Source organism: Sphingomonas sp., from assembly GCF_040398505.1.
Taxonomy (GTDB): Bacteria; Pseudomonadota; Alphaproteobacteria; order Sphingomonadales; family Sphingomonadaceae; genus Sphingomonas.
In genome coordinates, this window is the sequence record NZ_JBBATX010000194.1 from 1 (window position 1) to 1,823 (window position 1,823).

Annotated in this window: 2 protein-coding genes; both read left to right on the forward strand. The window is 65.7% G+C overall.

The features are described from left to right. The first annotated feature begins 191 nt into the window (after nt 1-191). Nucleotides 192-1,358, forward strand: coding sequence for an acyl-CoA dehydrogenase family protein (locus ABWP09_RS14305; RefSeq protein WP_353205788.1), 1,167 nt, complete (start codon nt 192-194; stop codon nt 1,356-1,358). Nucleotides 1,359-1,512: 154 nt separating this feature from the next. Then, nucleotides 1,513-1,823 (forward strand): carboxyl transferase domain-containing protein (locus tag ABWP09_RS14310; protein WP_353205789.1); only part of this gene is annotated, 311 nt, incomplete at its 3' end.

Genomic DNA, 1,823 nt, shown 5'->3' on the forward strand with positions numbered 1-1,823 from the left:
GGGTGAAGGGAATCGAACCCTCGTCACTTGCTTGGGAAGCAAAAGCTCTACCATTGAGCTACACCCGCGATTTGGGGCGTTTGCCACATTCCGGGCGGGGTCGTCAACGCAGCGATCACGCTCTTACGCTTTGCCGCGACACGCGCTATCGCACGGCAAAGGCCCGAGCCAAGGGTGCGTTGGAGAGTAGAATGATCGCCGAGATGGACTTTGCGTTGGGCGAAACCGCCGACATGATCCGCGACACGACGCAACGTTTCGCGACCGACCGAATCGCGCCGATCGCGGCCAAGATCGATGCTGAGGACTGGTTTCCGCAAAGTCTTTGGCCCGAAATGGGCGCGCTTGGCCTGCACGGCATTACCGTGGCCGAAGACGATGGCGGCCTCGGCCTCGGCTATCTCGAACACGTGATCGCCTGCGAGGAAGTTTCGCGCGCCTCGGCCTCGGTGGGCCTCAGCTATGGCGCGCACTCCAACCTGTGCGTCAACCAGATCGCGCGCTGGGGTAACCCGGAGCAAAAGGCGAAATACCTGCCCAAGCTGATTTCGGGCGAGCATGTCGGCAGTCTCGCCATGTCCGAATCGGGCGCTGGGTCGGACGTGGTCGGCATGAAGCTCAAGGCCGACAAGGTGCAGGGCGGGTACGTCCTCAACGGCACCAAATTCTGGATCACCAATGCCGCCTATGCCGATACGCTGGTGGTGTACGCCAAGACCGGGACGGGCAGCGGTGGGATCACCACCTTCCTGATCGAGAAGGACATGCCGGGTTTCGCGATCGGGCAGAAGATCGACAAGATGGGGATGCGCGGGTCGCCAACGGCGGAACTGGTGTTCACCGATTGCGAGGTTCCGGAAGAAAACGTCATGGGGCCGGTCAATGGCGGCGTCGGCGTGCTGATGTCCGGCCTCGATTATGAGCGCACCGTGCTCGCCGGGATCCAGCTTGGCATCATGCAGGCGTGCCTCGATGTCGTCGTCCCCTACGTCCGCGAGCGCCAGCAATTCGGCAAGCCGATCGGCGCGTTCCAGCTGATGCAGGGCAAGATCGCCGACATGTACGTCGCGCTCAATTCGGCGCGCGCGTACGTCTATGCGGTGGCGCGGAGCTGCGACGCGGGCAAGACGACGCGCTTCGATGCCGCAGGCGCGATTCTGCTCGCGAGCGAGAATGCCGTGCGCGTGGCGAACGAAGCGGTGCAGGCGCTGGGCGGGGCGGGCTATACCAAGGATTGGCCGGTCGAGCGGTTCTATCGCGACGCCAAGCTGCTCGATATCGGCGCGGGGACCAACGAGATCCGCCGGATGCTGATCGGGCGCGAGTTGATCGGGGCGAGCGACAAGGTGGCGCAGTGATGGGCGCCGCTCAAAGCCCCTCTCCCATTGGGAGAGGGAGGGGCCCGCTCGGCGCAGCCGAGTGGGAGGGTGAGGGCGACCGCGTCCCACCTCGGTCACCCTCACCCTTCCGCGGCTTCGCCGCTCCCTCCCTCTTCCAAAGGGAGAGGGAATTTTGACCGCCCCCATCCTCACCACCGCGCTCTCCCCCGACAGCGAGACCTTCCGCGCCAACGCCGCGCACAACCGCGCGCTGGTCGAGCGGCTGCGCGGCGATGTCGCGCAGGCCGCGCTTGGCGGGAACGAGAAGAGCCGCGAACGCCACACCGCGCGCGGCAAACTCCTTCCACGCGAGCGCGTCGAGCGGCTGCTCGACCCCGGCTCGCCCTTCCTCGAGATCGGCCAACTCGTCGCCAACGGGCTGTATGACGATGCGGTCCCCGGCGCGGGCGTGATCACCGGGATCGGGCGCGTCTCGGGTCGCCA

Coding starts and splice junctions, on each gene's coding strand:
- ABWP09_RS14305 (WP_353205788.1), top strand. CDS start 192: ATGATCGCCGAGATGGACTTTGCGTTGGGCGAAACCGCCGACATGATC.